General features: G+C 60.7%; 18 protein-coding genes. 13 read left to right on the top strand and 5 right to left on the bottom strand.

Going from position 1 to position 18,257, the window contains the following annotated elements:
• Positions 1 to 24: 24 nt before the first annotated feature.
• From uppS to P8L30_11460, 6 genes are all read left to right on the top strand, one after another.
• Positions 25 to 768 carry a polyprenyl diphosphate synthase gene (uppS, locus tag P8L30_11485; protein MDG2240814.1) on the top strand — a complete coding sequence of 248 codons (744 nt, stop codon included), beginning with the start codon at positions 25 to 27 and terminating at the stop codon, positions 766 to 768.
• Entirely contained in the window at positions 765 to 1,670 is a 906-nt protein-coding gene (locus P8L30_11480) for a phosphatidate cytidylyltransferase (GenBank protein MDG2240813.1), read from the top strand. Before uppS ends, P8L30_11480 begins: the two co-directional genes overlap by 4 nt.
• Entirely contained in the window at positions 1,667 to 2,836 is a 1,170-nt protein-coding gene (dxr, locus tag P8L30_11475) for a 1-deoxy-D-xylulose-5-phosphate reductoisomerase (GenBank protein MDG2240812.1), read from the top strand. Before P8L30_11480 ends, dxr begins: the two co-directional genes overlap by 4 nt.
• Positions 2,833 to 4,188, top strand: a complete 1,356-nt coding sequence (rseP, locus tag P8L30_11470) for an RIP metalloprotease RseP (GenBank protein ID MDG2240811.1) — start codon at positions 2,833 to 2,835, stop codon at positions 4,186 to 4,188. The genes dxr and rseP overlap by 4 nt, the downstream gene beginning before the upstream one ends.
• Before the next feature lie 75 nt (positions 4,189 to 4,263).
• Positions 4,264 to 4,857: a DUF922 domain-containing protein gene (locus P8L30_11465; GenBank protein ID MDG2240810.1), complete on the top strand. Its 594-nt coding sequence runs from the start codon at positions 4,264 to 4,266 to the stop codon at positions 4,855 to 4,857.
• 1 nt (position 4,858) lies between these two features.
• The gene (locus tag P8L30_11460; protein ID MDG2240809.1) at positions 4,859 to 5,608 is read left to right on the top strand and encodes a carboxypeptidase-like regulatory domain-containing protein; all 750 of its coding nucleotides are present in this window, start codon (positions 4,859 to 4,861) and stop codon (positions 5,606 to 5,608) included.
• A gap of 25 nt (positions 5,609 to 5,633) precedes the next feature.
• Here P8L30_11460 and P8L30_11455 read toward each other — a convergent pair whose 3' ends face one another.
• From P8L30_11455 to P8L30_11440, 4 genes are read right to left on the bottom strand one after another with little or no spacing between them, the layout of a single operon-like run.
• Positions 5,634 to 6,455, bottom strand: coding sequence for an MBL fold metallo-hydrolase (locus P8L30_11455; GenBank protein ID MDG2240808.1), 822 nt, complete (start codon positions 6,453 to 6,455; stop codon positions 5,634 to 5,636).
• Between the two features lie 16 nt (positions 6,456 to 6,471).
• On the bottom strand, positions 6,472 to 7,689 hold the full coding sequence (locus P8L30_11450; protein ID MDG2240807.1) for a putative sugar nucleotidyl transferase: 1,218 nt from the start codon (positions 7,687 to 7,689) through the stop codon (positions 6,472 to 6,474).
• Positions 7,686 to 8,738, bottom strand: coding sequence for a sugar phosphate nucleotidyltransferase (locus tag P8L30_11445; GenBank protein ID MDG2240806.1), 1,053 nt, complete (start codon positions 8,736 to 8,738; stop codon positions 7,686 to 7,688). Before P8L30_11445 ends, P8L30_11450 begins: the two co-directional genes overlap by 4 nt.
• Positions 8,716 to 9,114 (bottom strand): response regulator, encoded by a 399-nt coding sequence (locus tag P8L30_11440; GenBank protein ID MDG2240805.1) that lies wholly within the window; start codon positions 9,112 to 9,114, stop codon positions 8,716 to 8,718. Before P8L30_11440 ends, P8L30_11445 begins: the two co-directional genes overlap by 23 nt.
• A 187-nt stretch (positions 9,115 to 9,301) precedes the next feature.
• Here P8L30_11440 and P8L30_11435 point away from each other — a divergent pair, with 187 nt between their 5' ends.
• Genes P8L30_11435 through gatB form a run of 7 tightly spaced genes read left to right on the top strand, consistent with a single transcriptional unit; the run spans position 9,302 to position 17,774 of the window.
• Positions 9,302 to 9,898, top strand: coding sequence for a hypothetical protein (locus P8L30_11435; protein MDG2240804.1), 597 nt, complete (start codon positions 9,302 to 9,304; stop codon positions 9,896 to 9,898).
• Complete coding sequence (gene serS, locus P8L30_11430) at positions 9,898 to 11,178, top strand: serine--tRNA ligase (GenBank protein ID MDG2240803.1); 1,281 nt, start codon at positions 9,898 to 9,900, stop codon at positions 11,176 to 11,178. The genes P8L30_11435 and serS overlap by 1 nt, the downstream gene beginning before the upstream one ends.
• Positions 11,179 to 11,194: 16 nt before the next feature.
• Complete coding sequence (locus tag P8L30_11425; protein ID MDG2240802.1) at positions 11,195 to 12,376, top strand: HAMP domain-containing sensor histidine kinase; 1,182 nt, start codon at positions 11,195 to 11,197, stop codon at positions 12,374 to 12,376.
• Complete coding sequence (locus P8L30_11420) at positions 12,369 to 14,642, top strand: UvrD-helicase domain-containing protein (GenBank protein MDG2240801.1); 2,274 nt, start codon at positions 12,369 to 12,371, stop codon at positions 14,640 to 14,642. The genes P8L30_11425 and P8L30_11420 overlap by 8 nt, the downstream gene beginning before the upstream one ends.
• Positions 14,639 to 14,953 carry an aspartyl/glutamyl-tRNA amidotransferase subunit C gene (locus P8L30_11415; GenBank protein ID MDG2240800.1) on the top strand — a complete coding sequence of 105 codons (315 nt, stop codon included), beginning with the start codon at positions 14,639 to 14,641 and terminating at the stop codon, positions 14,951 to 14,953. Before P8L30_11420 ends, P8L30_11415 begins: the two co-directional genes overlap by 4 nt.
• Positions 14,950 to 16,347 (top strand): Asp-tRNA(Asn)/Glu-tRNA(Gln) amidotransferase subunit GatA, encoded by a 1,398-nt coding sequence (gatA, locus tag P8L30_11410; protein ID MDG2240799.1) that lies wholly within the window; start codon positions 14,950 to 14,952, stop codon positions 16,345 to 16,347. The genes P8L30_11415 and gatA overlap by 4 nt, the downstream gene beginning before the upstream one ends.
• Positions 16,344 to 17,774, top strand: a complete 1,431-nt coding sequence (gene gatB, locus P8L30_11405) for an Asp-tRNA(Asn)/Glu-tRNA(Gln) amidotransferase subunit GatB (GenBank protein ID MDG2240798.1) — start codon at positions 16,344 to 16,346, stop codon at positions 17,772 to 17,774. The genes gatA and gatB overlap by 4 nt, the downstream gene beginning before the upstream one ends.
• Before the next feature lie 70 nt (positions 17,775 to 17,844).
• Here gatB and P8L30_11400 read toward each other — a convergent pair whose 3' ends face one another.
• The gene (locus P8L30_11400) at positions 17,845 to 18,105 is read right to left on the bottom strand and encodes a hypothetical protein (protein ID MDG2240797.1); all 261 of its coding nucleotides are present in this window, start codon (positions 18,103 to 18,105) and stop codon (positions 17,845 to 17,847) included.
• Positions 18,106 to 18,257 lie beyond the last annotated feature (152 nt).

The raw sequence follows: 18,257 nt of genomic DNA, 5'->3' as shown, positions 1-18,257 counted from the left end.
GGAGCACCTCCCGGGCCAACACACATGGCGTCAGAGCGGCTGGACCAGATTCTTGTGAGTGGCGACGTGCCTAGGCACGTGGCTGTGATCATGGACGGCAACGGTCGCTGGGCGCAGCAGCGCGGCCTACCACGCCACCTGGGTCATCGCGAGGGTATGAAATCCGTACGCGAGGCCATTGAGGGCGCAGTCGAGGCGGGTGTGGAAATTCTCACGCTCTTTGCGTTCTCCACCGAGAACTGGAATCGCCCGGTGCAGGAAGTCTCTGCGCTCATGGGGCTCCTCCAATTGTACGCCCGCAGAGAACGGGCGGAGCTCAAGCGCCGGGGCGTCGAGGTACACGTACTGGGCCAGCTCGACCGGATCGACGGGTCCACTCGGAAGGCCATCGACACAATCGTAAACGGGACGCGCGGTGGAACAGAACTCCGCCTGAACCTGATGATTTCTTATGGCGGTCGTGAAGAAATCGTTCGATCGGCCCGAATTTTGGCAGAACGGGTGGCCCGTGGCGAAATGGACCCGAGCGAAATTGATAAGGACGCCCTCTCCGCGACCCTTTTTACCGAAGGCTTGCCTGATCCCGATCTTCTGATCCGGACCTCGGGCGAATACCGCATCAGCAACTTCATGCTTTGGCAGCTCGCCTATACCGAACTACACATCAGTCCGGTGTTGTGGCCCGAGTTCGGCAGGGAGCATCTGTTCGAAGCGGTTCGCGATTACCAACGCCGCGAGCGCCGCTTTGGGCGTGTCGAGGTTCCATGACCAAAGCCTCGAGACCCAAGAACGGGGAACTGAAGAGCCGATGGACCGTGACGATCATCGGGATTCCAACGGTTCTTGGTCTCCTCTACTCGGGTGGGTGGATCCTCGGAGTTCCGGTGGCCTTCGCGGCTTGGATCGGGGCTACGGAGACGTATCGCCTGGGAGAGCAGTCCGACATCAAGCCATTTAGGATCCTGGGTGGGACAGCGGCTGCCGCGCTGACGCTTTTCGCTGTGCGCTTCCCGACCTTTACGGGTCTGGCGCCTTGGGCGGTGGTGATCTTCCTCGGGCTTTTCGTCACCAGCGCCTTTTCCGCGATGATGTGGCGATGGCCAAAGGGTAAACCCCTCTCAGCGGTGTCGCACACGCTGTTCGGCGCCATGTACGTCGGATTCGCGCTGGCGTGCATTCCGCTGCTACACGCGGCTCCTGCGGTGTATGGCTGGGGGCCGTTGATGGCTGATCCGCGGAGTGGCTTGGCGATGGTCGCCTTACCTCTCGCTTGTACGTGGGTGGGAGACTCGGCGGCATTCTTCGCTGGAATCAAGTGGGGGCGGTCAAAAATTCTGCCCAAGATCAGCCCGAAGAAGAGTTGGGTCGGTTCTTGGACCGGACTTGTGGCTGCTGCTGCGGCTGGCATGCTGTGGTACCTGCTCGCACAACCGTACTTGCCCGGGCTGCCTATTCGTGGCCTGGCGACCGCGGCCGGGGTGGGTGTGTTACTCGGTGCCGGCGCACAGATAGGCGATTTCTTTGAATCCCTTCTGAAGCGCGAAGCTGGAGTGAAGGACTCGGGCACTATCTTCGGCGGCCACGGCGGGATGTTGGACCGACTGGACGCGCTCACCGTTACGCTTCCCTTAGCCTACGCCTTGGTCCTCGTCTTGGAGCGGTGGGCTTGATTCGTATCGCAATCTTGGGCTCCACCGGTTCTATCGGACGCAGCACACTACAGGTGGTATCCCGACATCCGGAACGATTCGAAGTTGTTTCGCTCGCGGCGAATCGTCGGGTGGACGTGCTTGCTGATCAGGTATCTCGCTTCTCTCCGAAACGCGCTGTGCTGGCAGATCTGGACGTCGCTCGTCCGTCGGGTGGGGGAGTTGATTGGCAGAGCGGTAGGGAGGCACTGATCGCCTTGGCCGCTGACCCGGAAGTCGATGTCGTTGTGAACGCGTTGGTCGGCGCGGCCGGCCTTGAACCGACACTGACTGCGCTCGAGGCCGGACATCGACTCGCACTCGCGAACAAAGAATCACTCGTGGCTGGCGGGGATCTCGTGCTCGAGGCGGCTGCCCGTGGTGGCGGGGAACTCGTGCCCATCGATTCCGAACACAGCGCGATTCTGCAGTGCATGGAGGGACAGCCGAGAGAGGCGGTCCAGCGCGTCATCCTAACCGCCTCCGGCGGCCCGTTTCGGGGTCGGAACTCCGACGACCTGTGGCACGTAGGACCTGAGGAAGCGCTAAGGCACCCCACCTGGGATATGGGGTCGAAGATCACGATCGACTCAGCGACCTTGGCCAACAAGGCCTTGGAGGTGATCGAGGCTCACTTTCTCTACCGACTGGGGTATGACCGCATCGATGCAGTGATACACCCGCAGTCGGTCGTCCACTCCTTCGTGGAGTTCGTCGACGGGTCCGTATTGGCGCAACTCGGCTTTCCGACCATGGAGCTGCCGATTTTGTACGCGCTCAGTCACCCTGAACGGATCACTGACGGGGTGCTTCAAACGTACGATCCTGTGCGTTCGTCGCCGATGACGTTCGAAGAGATCGACCATGCCGTGTTCCCGCTCTTTGGTCTGGGTGTGGAGGCGGGCGCCGCGGGTGGTGTTTCACCTGCTGTGTACAATGCGGGGAACGAGATCGCCGTTCAGGCGTTCTTAAAGGGTGGGATTCGCTTTCCGGAGATGGCGGATGTCGTGAACGAAGCGATCACCCGAGTAGGTTCGAGCCAACTAACCAATACAGATGACGTGATAGCCGTGGATGCGGCGGCGCGAGTGATCGCGGCGGAGGCAGCCGAACGGCTTGGCGATGCAAGGATAGAAACAACTCAATGACGATTCTCGCGACAGTCATCGTTTTGGGCGTGCTGATCTTCGTGCACGAACTAGGGCACTTCTGGGCCGCCAAGGCCGTAGGGGTGGAAGTTCAGTGCTTCTCCATCGGGTTCGGTCCCAAGGTCCTCGGGTTCAAATATGGTGAGACTGAGTATGTCCTGAGCCTGCTCCCGTTGGGGGGCTACGTGAAGATGGGCGGGATGGACGATGAGGTGATGGAGCGGCTCGAGGGCGGCACCGAAGTCACCCGCGAACCCAGTGATCGCGACTTCGATTCCAAGTCGATTTGGGCACGCACCCTCGTGATCTCGGCTGGCGTGATCATGAACATGTTGTTCGCCTTCGGCGTCTACACGTTCGTGATCGCGAAGTGGGGTGTCCCCGAGCTCAGCACAACGAGGATGGGTCTCGTGAGGGCGGAGACGCTCCCAGCCGGTACAGAGGAACTCGCCTCGATCATGCCCGGGAGCCGCTTCGTCAGTTTCGGGGAGATGCCGGTCGAGGATTGGGGGGACGTAAGGGGAGGACTCTTGTCCTCTGCTCCCGGCCCCCTCGAGGTGCGGTTTGTCGAACCATCCGCAACGGTCCAGATCCGAATTCCTACGGATGAACTGGAGCGACGCGCCCTCGCGGGTTCAGTCGCGAGCTGGGTTGAGGCAGGCGTTGGGGCCGTGAACCCGGGCTCCCCGGCGGACAAGGCAGGCCTGGAGGCGGGGGACCGGGTCACCGCCGTTTCTGACGTACCCGTAGCGAATTGGTTTGAGTTCGTCGCACAAGTCGAATCGAAACCGGGCGAGAGGGTCGAGCTGACTGTGGTGCGCGAAGATCGCGAGATCATTCGGGCGGTAACGCTCGATGCTGAGGACGCAGAGCGCGCGGATGGCTCCATCATGCAGGTGGGGAAGATCGGTATCTATCCCCCGATCGGAGATCTCACCTACGCTCGTGTCGGCCTCGGGGAGTCCGCTCGATATGGATATCGTGAGACCAAAGCCGTCGCGGGCGCCATTTTCGGCTTTCTAGGGCAGCTGGTGACCGGCGGGGTTTCCCCTCGTTCCGTGGGGAGCATCGTCACGATTGGTGAAGCCTCAGGACAAGCAGCGGCTGCCGGTATGGATTCGTTCCTTCGCTTCATGGGGATGTTCAGCGTCAACCTCGCGATTCTGAACCTCCTGCCGATCCCAGTGTTGGATGGCGGGCATTTGGTCTTTCTGGGCATCGAGGCGATTCGCGGTGGGCGCGGATTGACGCTCGAGCAAAAACTTCGATGGAGTAACGTGGGCTTCTTGATCGTTGTCGCGATCATGCTTTGGGCCCTATCGAACGACTTCCTCAGACTGCTCGGGATCTAACCCGCCCCTCGGTTGAGGAGCGACCGACGTCGCGCAGCCTGTAGCTCAGCCGCGGCAGCGCCGTATGTGTTCGTCATGAAGACGCGGACATGTGCTCAAATCTTGTCGTGTACGGCGTTGATTCTGTTCGCCGTCCCAGTGGCAGGTCAATCCGTACGTCCCCCAGGTGTCCCGGAGGGACTCAACGTTGTTTCCCGGGAGGAGCGGTACGAGCTAGTGGCTGAGCGTCTGGGGCAGGTAGTTGAACTCCTGAACGAGATGCGGCTCGAGGGAGAGGGCGCCGCGTTTAGCCAGGGCCTCACCGACTACCGCGTAACCCCGCAGTGGAAGTTCGAGGTGCTTGGGGAGGGTTGTGGGATCACCGCGGTGAGTGTGGATGTGGATATCACAATCACCCTTCCACGGTGGCGGGCCGCAGTTCACTCCGTCGCGGATGAGCAACTCCGGTGGAGGGAGGTCCTCCTGCGCATTACACGTCATGAGTATCGCCATCGCGATATCACGATCGAGGTCGCCGCCGAGCTGCTCACGGTCCTAGAGGGCCTCGAAGCGGGGACATGCACGGCGGTCAGGCGGGCTGCCGAATCAGCGCTGGCTTTGGCTAGAGCTGAATTAAAACGCCGACATGCTGCCTTCGATGCGATCGACGGTCGGACCTTGGACGCGTAGCATGAGTCTCATGGACACCGCGATTCGACGATCTGGAACTGTATCTGCGCTCGTTCTCATAGGGCTGTTCGGGGGAGCTGGTGGGGCCATGTCCCAGGATGCCCCCACGGCCATTCGGGGCAGGGTGCTCGACGAGGCCACACGAGTACCACTCGAAGGGGCGATTGTCATGCTGTTGGGTGGAGTAACCGGGTATATGACGGACTCGCTCGGCCATTTCCGATTGGATGTATATCCTGATGATTTCGGATACCGTTTGTCCGTCGAGCAACTCGGGTATGCGACTATAGAAGTGTCGGTACCGGCTTCGGCTCTCACTGACTTCACAACGATCAACCTTCCGGTAAATCCGATTGCTCTAGAGGGACTCGAAGTGTTGGTCGATCGATTCGAACGGAGGCGACGGTTCTTCAACGGGACCGTCCGGATCCTCGACCAAGCGCTGCTCATGCGTTCAGCGGGTACGGCGTATGACGCCGTCCGGAGAATCATCCCGTTCGCTCGCCCGTGCCGGTCGGATCTCACCGATCTGTGTGCGTACAGAAGAGGTGGGCGAAGAAGGGTCTCAATCTGTATCGATGAGGTCCCGGCGTACGCAGGAATCAGTGAGTTAGACCAGTATGATCCTTTGGAGTTGTATCTGGTCGAGGTCTTCGACGTGACGCAGGTCCGGGTCTACACACGTTCGTTCGTACAACGCGCGATGCGGGAGGGCCGTCGACTACAGCCGCTGTCCTGGGGCTGCGCCTGACCGTGCACACGCTCGCTAGAAGAAGCTAGAGGAGGCTCAGTTGAGTCGGGCCCGTTCGATATCGGAGTTCTTCGACATCGAAGAGTTGGGTCGGTCGGTCCTGACGAGCGACCTCCAGATGCCCAGACCATCCCGCGTTCTTCAGAGCATCGCCTACCACCTGTAAGGCCATGGCGGGACGATTGCATTCATTGGATAGGTGGGCGAGCACTACGGCAGTCAGGCGAGGGTGGAGAAGTTCCAGGACGAACCCTGCCGCCGCTTGGTTCGATAGGTGCCCGTGGCTCGACGCGATCCTCCGCCGGACGGACACGGGGTAGGCGCTCGTGTGGAGAAGCACTTCGTCGTGATTGGCTTCTAGGACGAGAAAGTCACACTCCGAAAGTGCATGGCGAATTTGTGCGGTCGGGCGGCCGAGGTCTGTGGCGACACCGAGGCGTAAGCCTGTGCATTCATCTACGACGGCGACCCCGACCGGATCTACTGCATCGTGGACGGTGATAAACGGCTCGATTCGGACGTCGCCAATATTGAACGGACGCCCGGCCCGATAGGTGATGACGTCCTCTTCTCCTTTTAGGAGTTTTGAGCAAGCGTCACGGGTCGGCTCGGTCATATACAACGGCGTGCCGTGGCGACGTGCGAAGACACCCATGCCCTTTGTGTGGTCACCATGGTCGTGTGTGATCACGATGGCATCCACCGACTCAGGGTCGATGGACAAGACAGCCATTCGGCGGGCGAGGTCCTTGCCGCTGAAGCCTGCGTCGATCAATACGCGGGTGTTTCCGGCCCAAACCAGTGTGGCGTTGCCCGCGCTCCCACTGCCGAGAACGGAGACCCTCACTGTTGGTTGTCTCGCGTCATTCTGGTCGCTGGGTTGCCGTCACCGACCATGCTCGCTTGAAGAGGGCCTTCATCGAATCATCGAGCTCCAGTGAGCGCCGAGACATCACGCGTTCCGTAGTCTCGAGAAACCTCTCGATCTTGTGGGTCGCGAGATTCGCTCCTGAGCCCCAACTGAATGGCGGAACAGCTGTCGGGGGCATCGCTCCACCAAAAACGTTGCTTCCCGCGCCGATGACGGTTCCGGTATTGAGGAGCGTGCCGATTCCTGTCTTCACGTGGTCGCCTATGAAGCACCCGACCTTGATTCGACCTGTGTCCACATCGCCGTCGGGTGTCCAGACCGTCACCGTCCCGTAGTTGTTCTTGAGGTCTGAGTTGGTCGTTCCGGCCCCGAGGTTGACCCAGGCCCCGATGACGGCCCGCCCTATGTGGCCTTCATGGGCCTTGTTAACACGATCTCCCAAGAGGCTACCCCACAATTCGCCGCGGACCTTGCAGTCGCGGCCTATGGAACTCCCGCCGATGGATCCACCCAGTAGAATCGTGCCTTCACCCACCGCGAGCGGGCCGACCAAGCGGGCTGGCCCTTCGACCCGGACGGAGTCAGCGAGGCGAATGGGCCCCGCGCGGGTGTCCAACACGACACCCGGTTCGATCACCGCACTCTCTGCGATCGAAAGACCGCCGTCGCCGATCATCACGACACCTACGGGTGGTGGGCTCGTCGCGCCAAGGGCCGCAATGTCTGCTGAGATTGCATCGGGATTGTGTTCCACGAGGTCCCAGGGATGAGCCAGTAGTGCTCCCTCCCAACTCAAGGATTCACCGTCGCGGGGGGCGGCAGCAGGGTCGCGGAGCCACAGGTCGGACGGGGTGTCTCCCCCCGGCGGGATGACCCAACCCACGGTGACGCCGGCAACTTCGATTCGGGAAACGCCTTCCCGAATGGCGTCGACAGGGGCGGTCAACACCACACGGGAAGAGATGAGCACTGCGCCCGACTCCGTGTTGACCTCCTCGGTCGATACAACAGGAGGTGACCCGGCCTCTTTGAAGCCGGCCAAGGCCCTTCGGGACAAGTGCCCCGCACATTCGAGTCCTAGTGCCGATTCCGTCCGAGTGCGGAGCAGACCGCAACCGAAACTGATTTCCGCGATAGGACGGGTCAGCGAGAACGGCGCCCACCGGCGTGCCCGACCATCGTCGAAGATATAGAGGGCGGGCGTGCTCATGTCTGGGCGCCGTCCAGTTTCGCGAGTAGCGCCTTGATGTCGCCGGCGCGCTCCCTGGGGAGGACCAACGTGGTGGTATCGGTTCGCACGACCACGAGGTCATCCACATCAAAGAGCACGATCCGCCCGCCGTCAGCGAATACGATGTTGCCCGTACCGTCTACAACAACCGCATCCCCGTAGCCCACGTTTCCGGTGGCGTCCGGGGTCCGCGTTCGGGACAGCGCCTCCCAGCCCCCGACGTCGTCCCATGAGAACGTGGCCCGGACCGTGGCTACGCGATCGGATCGTTCCATGACAGCCTTGTCGACGACGCACACCGGCACGGCGGAGAAGAATGCCTCTGGACTGTCTTCCAGTAACGGCAGATGCTGAGCTACCTCGGGGGCATGCTTGGCGACTTCCTCGAGGAAGGTTGAAGCCTTCCAGACGAAGATCCCCGTGTTCCACAGGTACCCGTCGGCGACGTACCTCGCGGCTGTCTGTGCATCCGGCTTTTCATGGAAGGCGGTCACTCGGTGTGCGTCGACGCCGAATCCCTCGATCGGTGAGCCCGGTTCTACATGACCGAAGGCGGGTTCCACCCTGTCGGGGACAGCACCAATGCATAACAACAAATCTTGGTCCCGGGCGATTCGAGCCGCGGACCATAGGGTGTCTTGGAATGCGGACAGCGGCTCGATTTGGTGATCCGAATGGAGCGAGATCATGACGCCATCGGGATCTTGTTTGTGGATCTCCCAAGCGGCCCAGGCGAGGACCGGACAGGTCCCACGCGCCTCGGGCTCAACCCAGTAACTCGTTGACGGCACCTCAGGAAGCACGGTCTTGAAGGGCGCAGCGAGGTGGTCACCAGCAAGGATCCGGATTCGCTCCAAGTCGGTAATGCCCGTCGCTCGCTCAACTGTGTCAACGATGAGCGGGCGTTCGCTGGCCAGCGGGAGGAGCTGCTTAGGCCGTTCGCGGGTGCTGACTGGCCAGAAACGAGAGCCGATCCCTCCGGCTAACACGACGGCCCACAGGCCGTCAGGCCTGGTCGAGGATCTCATGGATTCGGGCAACGAGTTTCTTCGGGCTGAATGGTTTCGTCAGGAAGTCGTTGGCACCGCCAGCCAGAGCGGCCTGTCGGTCGGCGTCTTGGCCTTTTGCGGTCAGGATAATGACCGGAATGTCCGCCCGACGGGGATGAGATCGGATTCGTGCCAAGACCTCGAGGCCCGTGGCGCCCGGCATCATGAAATCCAACAAGATGAAGTCGAAATCCTGGTCCGAGTTGATCGCCTCCATTCCCTCTACTCCGTCGGAGGCTTCATACGCCTGAAAACCGTCGTTTCTAAGAATGGTTGCCAGGACACGGCGGATGTGGGGCTCGTCGTCAACTACGAGGATGCATCCGCCTCTTTGGGTGGATGAGGGGTTGGGCACCGGTGCACCTCACTCGCTGTGCGTCGGGCTACCCCACGGTAGCTGGGCTGATAAAGACGACGACGGCGGCAAACCTACCCGGCACGCGGGGTAAAGTCAAGGAATTACAGGTCTTTTTGGGCTTGACACTCCTATCCGAGATCAGGCACCTTTCGCTCCTTCTTCGGTCTTCGTGAGGACATGTAACGTGACACCAAGTAATAACCTGGAACGTCTTGCCCACCGCGGCTCTCGCCGCGCGGCGTTGGCGGTCACGCTTCTGCTTTCTGCCGTGGTCCTGGCGTGTAGCAGCGACCCGTTTGCGATTCCTTGGCAATCGTCGCCGGACACAGTGCTTCTGTATTCCTTAGCCCGCCCGGAGCTGAACCTCGAATCTGGGTTCAATTTCCACACGGGAAGGAGCCATCGGATTGAGTCCGCGAATGCGACCGGCAATTGGGATGTAGCGCTCGACACTCGCGGTGGGCAGTTGGTGTTTCTGCCGCCGGGGGCTCTGGGCATTCGCTCTCGGGCCAGAATCACGACGTTCCCTGGCGAAGCCTTCGCAGACGTCTTGCGCGCGCCGGAGGACACGCTGGTGTACTCCGCGAATGAGCCCGTGCCTATTCAGGCGGGGACGGTCTATGTGTTCCGCACCGACCAGAGCATGGGCGTATTCGGGACGAACTGCGTGTACTACGCTAAGCTGGAGCCCATTGATATCGACGTCGCGGGCGGTACGCTCAGCTTCGTATTCGAGGCGAGTCCTGTTTGCAACGATTTTCGACTCGTCCCGCCTGACTGATGCTCGACATTCGCCGGCTGCGGGCCGAGCCCGATGAGGTGAAGGTCGCCCTGATAAAGCGGGACCCTGATCTTCCTCCGCTCGTGGACCGCATTCTCGAATTGGATGAGATCCGTCGCGATGCATTGGGTGTGGTCAACGATCTCAAGGCAAAACGGAACGAGGCCTCAAAACGGATCGGCGCACTCAAGCGTGAGGGCGGGGACGCCGACGCGTTGATCCTGAAAATGCGTGAGGTGGGCGACCGAATCGCGGAGTTGGACGAGAAGGTACGGGAGGCGGATGAGGAGATCGCGGATCTCTTGCTGGCGATCCCGAACACACCCTTGGACCGAGTGTGTGCGGGTGGTGAAGAAGCCAATGAAGTCCTGATGACTTGGGGTGAACCGGTCACGTTCGACTTCACGCCGCTCCCCCACTGGGAGCTAGGAGAACAACTCGGTCTCTTTGATCTCGCTCGGGGATCTAAAATCAGCGGATCAGGGTTCCCGGTGATGAAGGGGCTCGGCGCGCGGCTACAGCGTGGCTTGATCAACTTCTTTCTCGACGTACACACGACTGAGCATGGGTACACGGAACTTCGCGTGCCGTACCTGGTGACCTCGGACTCCATGACTGGAACGGGCCAACTACCGAAGTTCTCGGAGGAGTCCTATCAGTCAGAGCGAGACGATCTGTGGCTGATCCCGACTGCAGAGGTCCCGATGACCAACATGCACCGTGACGAACTCCTGTCCGGCGACGACATGCCGTTGCAGTACACCGCGTATTCTCCGTGTTTTCGGAGAGAGGCAGGAGCGGCCGGTAAGGACACACGAGGCCTACTGAGGGTGCACCAGTTCGACAAAGTCGAGATGGTCCGGTATGTGCGTCCGGAGCGTAGCTTAGAGGCTCTAGAGGAACTGACCCGGAATGCCGAGGTCCTTCTCGAACGGCTCGGACTTCATTATCGACGGGTCCTGTTAGCCGCGGATGATACGGGTGCCAGCGGTGCGCTCACCTACGATCTCGAGGTATGGGCTCCCGGGGTCGAACGATGGCTCGAAGTCTCGAGCTGCACGACGTTCACGGATTACCAAGCGCGGCGTGCCAACATTCGCTTTCGCGAGGCGCAGAGTGAAAAGCCGCAGTTCGTGCACACATTGAACGGTTCCGGCCTCGCGCTGCCGCGTATCGTCGCGGCTATTCTCGAGACCTTCCAAGAAGCCGACGGCAGCATCTCGTTGCCGGAAGTTCTGCACTCGTACGTGGGGTGTGATCGGCTGGCGGCGCCGTCCTGAGCACGGGCCGGTCCGCATGATGCGCATCAAGTGGCCGATCGCTCTAGCGACGATGTTCTTCCTTCTCCTTGGATGGTATCTGGTCTACACCCAAGGCATTGTCAGGCAGGTCCAGGACAGTTCTAGGCGCCTGTCCGAGATCTTCGTCGAGGTTCATGGGGGCCTCGCAACCGAGGATCCAACGGAGGAAACCCAGGCGCTGGCCAACCTCCAGCGCATCATCAACGAGTCCCAGGTGCCGCTCATTCTTATGGGTGCGGCGGATACCGTCATCAGCGTGGTGAACCTTCCGTTCGAGGTGGACCTAGAGACTGTGGAGGGGCAGGCCGAGGTCCGGGCCTATGCGCGCCGTCTCGATGAGCGAAATGCGCCGGTGGGGAACCCCGACCTCCAACACATCCACTTCGGAGACACACCCGAGGTACGGAATCTCCGGTGGGTGCCGTATCTCCAGGCAGGTGGCCTGTCGCTCGTGGTTTTCATCGGCTTCTCGGTGATTCGATACCAGCGCCGGGCCGAAAGCGAGAAGGCGTGGACTTCTATGGCCCGGGAATTGGCGCATCAACTCGGCACTCCGTTGTCCTCATTGGCCGGATGGCTCGAAGTGCTGAGGCTCGCTCCCCAGGAGCGGCCAGGGAATCTCAATGACGCTGAGATCGCTGGCTCGATCGGTGAGGACCTGGAACGACTGGAGCGCATCAGTCATCGCTTCGAGTTGATTGGCCGCGAGCCCGATCTCGAATCGCTTTCCGTCAGGCAAGTTGTTGGAGACTTGGAGCGTTATCTTGCGGCCCGCATCCCGCGACTCACCAGAAAAGGCGTCGATCTCGTCGTAGATATGCCAACCGGTCTTCCCCGCATCATGGGGAACGAAGTGCTTCTGATTTGGGCCTTGGAGAACGTGGTGAAAAACGCGCTCGACGCCCTAGCGGGCCGGGGCGGCAAGATCACGATCTACGCGCGTGAAGTGAGCGGTCAATGGGTGTCCGTTCGAATTCGCGACACTGGCCCCGGCGTGGACCCTGAGATCCGCGACAAGATCTTCGAGCCCGGCATTACCTCCAAAGCGAGGGGTTGGGGTGTGGGACTGGCCCTCTCAAGGCGCATCGTCGAGGGCGTGCACAAAGGCCGGATCGAGCTCCTCGAAGGCTTCGAGGGCACCACCTTCCAAATCCGACTCCCGGTAGCGGATGCTTGATCTCAAGGGCGGGGCCCACCTGAACGGGCTCAATCCAGAACAACTCGAAGCGACGACACATTTCGAGGGACCCATCTTGGTCTTGGCCGGAGCTGGGTCCGGAAAGACACGAGTGTTGACTGCGCGTGTGTGCAATCTGGTCGAAGAGCACGGTGTGGCGCCCGACCGCATTCTTGCGGTCACATTCACCAACAAGGCAGCCGGTGAAATGAAGGAGCGCATCACTAGGCTCCTGGGTAGTGAGCCGAAGGGGATGTGGATGGGTACGTTCCACTCACTTGGGGCCCGGTTGCTACGACGCCACGCCGACCGGCTCGGATGGGATCGCAACTTCTCGATCTTTGACGCAGACCAGTCCTTGAGGCTGGTTAAGAACGTCCAAGACTCGGTCGGGCTCGATCCCAAAAAGTGGAGCCCCAAGGCTCTGCGGTCAGAGATGAGCAACGCGAAGAACCAACTCATCGACGGGGACACGTTCGCCCGAGAAACGGAAGGGTCGTTCGACCTCTTCCTACGCAACGTAGGGAAGGTATTTCCGGAATATCAGAAGGCGCTGAAAAACCAAAATGCCTTCGACTTCGACGACCTCCTCATGAAGCCCGTCCAGTTGTTCGAGGACCACCCGGACCTGCTCGAGAGATACCGAAATCGCTTCTCGTTTATCCTCGTCGACGAGTACCAGGACACGAACAAGGCGCAGTACCGGTTCGTAGAGTTGCTCGCTCAGAAGCACGAAAACTTGATGGTCGTGGGTGATCCGGATCAATCCATCTATGGGTGGAGAGGGGCTGATATCCGCAACATCTTGGACTTCGAAGTGAGCTTTCCCCGCGCGTCCATCGTGCCGCTGGAGATCAACTATCGATCTACAGCCAAGATTCTCGACGCAGCGAATGCCGTCATCGAAGAGAACACCGACCGCCCCGAGAAGACGCTGCGTACGAACCGTGAGGGCGGCGAACTGATCACCATGGTCGAGACCTTCGACGAGAACGACGAGGCACGCTGGATCGTGGGTGAGATCGAGGCCCGTGTTCAGGACACACCGACTCTTTCGCACGGTGGGTGTGCCGTTCTTTACCGCACGAACGCCCAGGCACGAGCGATGGAAGACGCCTTCCGCCGTGAGGGTGTGCCGTATCAGGTGGTTGGCGGCGTGCGTTTTTACGAGCGTAGGGAAATCCAAGACGTTTTGGCCTACCTCCGCTTGATCTCGAATCCGAAAGATGCCGTGGCGTTTGGTCGAGTTGTCAATTATCCGAGGCGCAGCGTCGGATTGACGTCGCAGGAGCACCTCAAGCGTTGGGCTGGGGTCCAGGGCGTCACATTGCTTGAAGCGGCCGCCCGCGCTGCGGAAATTCCAGAAATCAGAGCGGCCGGTGCCAAAGGGCTCGTGGGCTTCGCTGAATTGATTCAGCGATTCAGTGTTCGAGCGGTCCATGCGACTATCGGTGAATTGCTCGAAGAACTCGTCGATGATCTGGATCTTGTGCGTCACCTTCACGACGAGGGTCCGGACGGAGAGGACCGTGCGCGCAACGTGTCGGAGCTCATTGCGGGTGCGCTCGATTTCGATGCTGCGCTAATGCAGACGATGGACGAAGAAGAGATCGACACGTTCTCCGAACTCGATCTTTTCCTTCAACAGGTCGCATTGGTGGCCGACGTGGATCGACTTGATCCGGACGCAGAGACGGTCACTATAATGACCTTGCACAATGCCAAGGGACTTGAGTTTGCGGTCGTATTTATTGCCGGCTTGGAAGAGGGCCTGTTCCCGTTAAGCCGGTCCTACGACGACCCGAAGTCTCTTGAAGAGGAGCGGCGACTCTTCTACGTCGGCATCACCCGGGCAGAAGACAAGTTGTGCTTCACGTGGGCTCGCCAGCGCCGAAGGGCCGGAGACTTCACATACGGAACTCTCTCGACATTCGTCGAATCGGTTCCGGAGGAGTTGGTCGACCGGAGGCGGAGTCGTCAGTTGACGAGTGCCCGGACCTCGACACCCCACCGTGGCGGGAGAAGTGGCTACCGCCGGCGCGACGCTGTCCAGGTCGATCAGGAGCCGGATGATGACGATACTCTCAATCAAGACATGCCGCGGTTCGTCAAAGGCGAGAGAGTGGTGCACCCCACGTTCGGGTCCGGGTCCGTCGTTGAGCTCAGCGGTTTCGGCCGGGATCTCAAAGTCACGGTCGATTTCGATGCTGCCGGCAGGAAGAAACTCCTTATTCGGTATGCCAGCTTGGAGAAGGATTGGCCGTGAGTGTAGATCCGCAGGATGTAGCCCGCGTCGCGTCGTTGGCGCACATCAGCCTTTCGGCTGACGAGGCGGGAGATCTCACTGGGGAACTCAATCGGATTCTCGAACACGTCGACGGCCTTCGTGGCCTGGAACTCGCAGAGCTTTCGGATCTCACTCCTCAGATTCGCACGCCACTTCCATCGACCCGGTCCGCCGACCGCGAAGAGCGTGACCGACTGACGGTGACACTCGAAGACTTCGCCCCCGATGTCCGCGATGGCTTTTTCGTCGTGCCCCCACCTCCTGGATTGGAGGGGGAGGGCTCGAAATGAGCGCTTTCCAGATTGCGGAATGTGTTAGGGATGGCGAGACACCGCTTGGCCCCGCTCGTTCTGCCCTCGTCGCGATCTCAGAAGCCGAGTCCGGACCGGAAGCTCTGAACGCCTTCGTGTCCTTGAATCCTGAGTCCGCCCTGACCGGGGCCTCATCAGGGCTGCTGGCTGGCGTGCCGGTAGCCATCAAGGACAATCTCGCGACAACGGACCTGCCCACTACGTGCGGATCGAAGATTCTTGACGGGCACGTTTCCCCGTTTGAAGCCACCGTGGTGCGTCGGCTCAGGGAAGCGGGTGGGGTCATCGTTGGAAAGACCAATCTGGACGAGTTCGCGATGGGGTCGTCGACCGAGAATTCGGCGTTTGGCCCGACGTTGAACCCTCACGATCGCGACCGTGTGCCGGGGGGGAGTTCGGGCGGGTCTGCCGCCGCCGTCGCTGCCGGGTATACGCCGATCGCTCTAGGGTCGGACACCGGAGGCTCGGTGAGACAACCGGCGTCCTTCTGTGGTGTTGTGGGCATTAAGCCGACGTATGGCCGTGTTAGCCGTTACGGCCTGGTCGCCTTCGCCTCGTCGCTGGACCAGGTCGGGACCTTCGGACGGACCGTCCGGGATGCGTCTCTCGCTCTCGAAGTGATCTCTGGACACGATCCTCGCGACTCGACGTCTGTTCAACGAGAGGTCCCTGACTTCTCCGGAGCCGGAAAGAGAGGGGTGGCGGGGCTTAGGATCGGCGTGCCAGACGAGTACTTGCCGGCGGCGCTCGACCCGGGTGTGCGGCGTCTCATTGACGAGGCTCTGGAACGCTTGGTGGATCGCGGGGCTGTGGTCTCGCGGGTATCGCTGCCGCACACGAATTACGCGATCCCGACGTACTATGTGCTCGCACCAGCCGAGGCATCTAGCAATTTGGCTCGATACGACGGTGCGAGGTTTGGTGTGAGAGGGGAGGGACGCGATATCGGAGACATGTATCGTGCGACACGAGATGCCTTCGGGAGGGAGGTAAAGCGCAGGATCATGCTTGGGACGTACGTACTGTCGGCAGGCTACTACCATGAGTACTACGGGACCGCTCAAAGAGCTCGTGGCCTGATCGCGCAGGACTTCGAAGCCGTTTTCAAAGATGTCGATGTGCTCTTCACACCCACCGCGCCGACGCCGGCGTTCAACCTCGGCGAGAACACGGACGATCCGGTCGCGATGTATCTATCCGACGTCTTTACGGTGACTGCCAACCTCGCTGGTATTCCGGGCATGTCGGTTCCGATCGGCGAGTTGGGGGGACTTCCGGTAGGCGGGCAGTTCCTCGCTCCTTGGTGGGAAGAACAAACCATGATTGCGGCTGCGGGCGCGCTAGAGGCGTCGTTCGCGGAGGAATCGACATGACATGGGAAGCCGTGATCGGCATCGAGGTGCATGCCCAACTTCGAACCGACCGGAAGCTGTTTTGCGCCGACGAAGTCGTCTTTGGGGACGCGCCCAACACCCACGTGTGCCCGGTATGCCTCGGGCTTCCTGGAGCCCTGCCTGCGACCAATCCGGAGGCTGTCAGACTCGCTGTGAGATCGGCGCTGTCTCTCGGCTGCACGGTTCACACCGAGAGTGTTTGGGCCCGCAAGAACTACTTCTACCCGGACCTGCCAAAGGGATATCAGGTCACCCAGTTCGATCGTCCGATCGCGACCGGTGGCACGGTGGTCTTCGATACCGACGATGGAGAAAAGTCCGTGCGAATCCGAAGGGTTCACATGGAGGAAGACGCCGGGAAGTCACTACACGATCGGATTCCTGGATCGACGGCTGTCGACCTCAATCGGGCGGGGACTCCGCTGGTCGAGATCGTGACCGAACCCGATCTCCATTCTCCTGCGGACACCCGTGCGTTTTTGAGTGCGCTCAAGCAGACACTCGAGTACGTGGAAGTCAGCGATTGCAACATGGAGGAAGGATCGCTTCGAGCCGATGCGAACATCTCGCTACGTCCTACGGGTTCTTCAGAGTTGGGAGTGAAGACCGAGATCAAGAACGTCAACTCGTTCTCGGGCATTCAGCGTGCTCTCGAAATTGAGATTGAACGCCAGAGGCACGTTCTTGATGGGGGAGGCACGATCCAACAGCAGACGCTTTTATGGGACGATCACAAGGGTGAGGTTCGCCCCATGCGATCCAAGGAAGAGAGTCACGACTATCGCTACTTCCCTGATCCCGACCTCCCTCCTCTGCGGGTGGCGCCAGAGGCCATTCGCGAGGCGAAGAAGGCCCTCCCAGAACTCCCCCGTGCGCGCCGGCATCGTCTACAGAATCAGTTGGGCCTCGTGCCGTATGACGCGGGTGTGCTCACGCAGTCCCGTGTGACCGCCGATTATTTCGAGAACGTCTCGGCGCAGGTAGGTGACGCGAAGGTGGCGGCCAACTGGATGATGGGCCCGGTGCAGGCGCTCATGAACGACCGCGGCTGCGACGCGATCACATTACCTGTGCGGCCCGCGCAACTTGCTGACCTGATTGGCCTCGTTCTGGACGGGACGGTGTCCGAAGGTGGAGCGAAGAAGGTACTCGCCGCGATCGCGGAACAGGGCGGTGAGCCTCGCGCTGTTGTCCAAGCCATGGGGCTCCTTCAGGTCCGTGACGAAGGACCACTCTTGTCTTGGGTGGACGCGACCCTCGAGGCACATCCAGCTGAGGCAGATCGCTACCGTGGGGGAGAAAAGAAAATCTTGGGCTTCCTCATGGGACAGGTCATGAAGCGATCCAAGGGGCAGGCTGATCCTCGACGAGTGAACGAACTACTTGTTGGCCGGTTGGACAGATAGCGCCCAGCGCGTGCTTAGCGGCCCTGCGCGATGTGACGCCCGCGCCGAAGTCCGGGTCCTTTATGCGTGGTCAATGGACCAATGGTGTGTCGGGGAAGGGGAAGAATGCGTCGGCCAGATCTTTGAGGGCCTCAGGGTGGTCCGCCGTACCGTCCGAGAGTGCGCGCCGGCGCACCTTCTTGGCCAACTCGAGACTCAACTCGCCGACCGGATCTAGTTCGTCAGGTGCGGAAGTCGGCTCACGGGTGAGGTGCTCGGCCACGGACTCGAAGGAGCGTTCGAAGTAGCGGTCGACCTCGGCATCCGGGAGGTCAAATCGTGATTTGGCCAATACTTGTTCGATTGGGCCTGACGCAGGAACTCTCCCCCAAGTGCAAATCCATTCTGTGTTCCCAGTACGTGTGGCCTAGTGCCCAGGTCGTACTGGTCATCAGGAGCTGACGCAGAACGAAGATGTTGTGCGCCACGCTCTCCGCGGAATTG

It is taken from the genome of Longimicrobiales bacterium (assembly GCA_029245345.1).
Taxonomy (GTDB): domain Bacteria; phylum Gemmatimonadota; class Gemmatimonadetes; order Longimicrobiales; family Gaopeijiaceae; genus CALFPJ01.
The sequence above is the reverse complement of the archived record's forward strand: the minus strand, read 5'-3'. Positions and strand labels throughout refer to the sequence as shown.